Origin of the sequence: Streptomyces sp. WAC06614, assembly GCF_003949795.1 — a bacterium.
Lineage (GTDB): Bacteria > Actinomycetota > Actinomycetes > Streptomycetales > Streptomycetaceae > Streptomyces.
In genome coordinates this window covers 1-1,955 of record NZ_RPRY01000609.1, presented here as the reverse complement: position 1 = coordinate 1,955, position 1,955 = coordinate 1, and the positions used below count along the sequence as shown (strand labels likewise).

General features: G+C 73.1%; 3 protein-coding genes and 1 pseudogene. All 4 read left to right on the top strand.

Annotation, left to right across the window (positions count from 1 at the left end):
- Positions 1–71 precede the first annotated feature (71 nt).
- A complete protein-coding gene (locus tag EF918_RS35250) occupies positions 72–515 on the top strand; it encodes a phage tail protein (RefSeq protein ID WP_125652919.1) in 444 nt (147 codons plus the stop codon).
- Positions 515–1,015, top strand: coding sequence for a hypothetical protein (locus EF918_RS35245; RefSeq protein WP_125652918.1), 501 nt, complete (start codon positions 515–517; stop codon positions 1,013–1,015). The genes EF918_RS35250 and EF918_RS35245 overlap by 1 nt, the downstream gene beginning before the upstream one ends.
- Positions 1,012–1,170 carry a DUF6760 family protein gene (locus tag EF918_RS35240; RefSeq protein WP_125652917.1) on the top strand — a complete coding sequence of 53 codons (159 nt, stop codon included), beginning with the start codon at positions 1,012–1,014 and terminating at the stop codon, positions 1,168–1,170. Before EF918_RS35245 ends, EF918_RS35240 begins: the two co-directional genes overlap by 4 nt.
- A 660-nt stretch (positions 1,171–1,830) precedes the next feature.
- Positions 1,831–1,955, top strand: a pseudogene (locus EF918_RS38825) (class I SAM-dependent methyltransferase); the annotation flags it as partial.

Below are 1,955 nucleotides of genomic sequence, written 5' to 3'. Positions count from 1 at the left end.
CTCCCACCTGCCCCACCCCTCCCACCAGCAACTCCAGCAAGACCCTCCTCCGGAAGGACAGCACACAGATCATGAGCCTCCAGCCCGGTGACGCCCTTACGTCACACAACTTCGGCCTGCAGATCGACGGCGTGATGGTCGAGTACCTCGCCGAGGTGAGCGGCCTGAGCCTGGAGCAGGACGTCATCGAGTACCAGCAGGTCTCCTCGCAGGGCAAGGCGGTCGTCAAGAAGCTGCCCGGCGTGAAGAAGGCCGGCACCTGCACCGTCGTCCGCGGCATGACCCACTCGAACGCCTTCAACCAGTGGATCACCGAGTCGGTCGCGGGCAACATGGGCACGGCCCGGAAGAACGCCACCATCATGGTGATGGACTACCAGGACAACCCGGTCAAGCGGTACAACATGCGCAACGCCTGGTGCAGCAAGGTCGACACCAGCACCGTGAAGGCCGGCGAGGCCGCCGCGCTCACCGAGACCGTGACCATCACCTTCGAAGAACTGGTCATCGAGTAATGCGGCGTACGGCACCCAGGGCGGCCGGCGCCCCGCCGACCGCCGCCGCGCCGACGGAGGCCGTGGCGACGCCGCCGGGACAGCAGCAGGCCGGGATCCCGGCCGCCGCCCCGGCGGCACCGGCCCGACGGCTGCGCACCGAGTTCGACTTCGAGCTGCCGCGCGGCTACGTCGACGACTCCGGCACCGTCCACCGCCACGGCACCATGCGGCTGGCGACCGCACGGGACGAACTGATCCCGCTGCGCGACGTACGCGTCCAGGAGAACCCTGCCTACCTGTCGGTGGTGCTGCTCGGCCGGGTGATCACCCGGCTGGGCACGCTGGCGATGGTGCACGACGGGGTGGTGGAGAACCTCTTCGCCTCCGACCTGGCCTTCCTGCAGGACTTCTACCGGCAGATCAACGCCGAGGGCCACACCCGGGCGGGCGTGACCTGCCCCCACTGCGAGCAGCCGTTCGAGGTCGAACTCGGCGGGAGCCGCCTGGGGGAATCGTGACGTACGCGACCGACCGGCTGCACGAGGAGATCGCGTACATCGCCTACCACTTCCACTGGAGCCTGGAGGACATCCTGGACCTCGAACACCGCGACCGTCGGCGTTTCACGGAGCAGATCGCCTCGCTCGTCGCCCGCGCCTCGGCGGAGGGGTGACGACGTGGGACTTCTCGACCGTCTGAGGGGCGTGCTGGGGGGCCGTGGCGGCCCGGGGGGACCGGGTGGTCGCCCGGGGGCGTCGACGGCTGGGCCGTCGGCCGGTGGTGGTGCGGGGGCCGGTGCCGGCACAGGCACTGCTGGTGCTGGTGCGGAAGCCGCGCCGGGTGCGGGTGGCGTACATGGGGCGGGCCTCGCAGGGGGCGTGGGCTCCGTGCCGGGTGCGGGCTCCCTGCCCGGTGCGGGCGATGCCGGAGGTGTGGCGCCCGTCCAGGGGGCAGGTGAAGGTTCCGCCGCCACCGGCGCGTCCCGGCCCGCGGCCTGGTCCACACTGCCCCCCGTCCAGCGGGTGACCGCGGCGGGGTCCTCGGCCCTGTCCGTGGCGGACCCCGGCTTCGGGGGCCGCCTGGCCACCTGGCAGGACCCCTCCTTCCGCGGGACCTTGTCCCACGCCGTGCTCGACACTGCGCCGGGCGGCCTCGTCACGGGCCTGCTCCACGCGGCGCCGGGCCCGCGCGCCGGGCTCGAACCGCCGTCGCACACCCTGCCCGTGGCCGCCCCCGCCGAGCCGAACGACGGGCCCGGGCGCGCCGCGCTGCCCGTCCGGCGCGCGGCCTTTCCGGGTGCGGAGCCCCGGCCGTCGGGGGTCGGGGGCACACCGGCCGGGCCCGGGTCTGGCAGCTCTACATGGCCGCCTCCGCCCTCGGCTTCGAACGGGGCCGGCTGGGCGTCAACCAGGTCCTGGCGGTGAAGGACGCGCCCGACGGGTCCTCGTACCTGCCGCT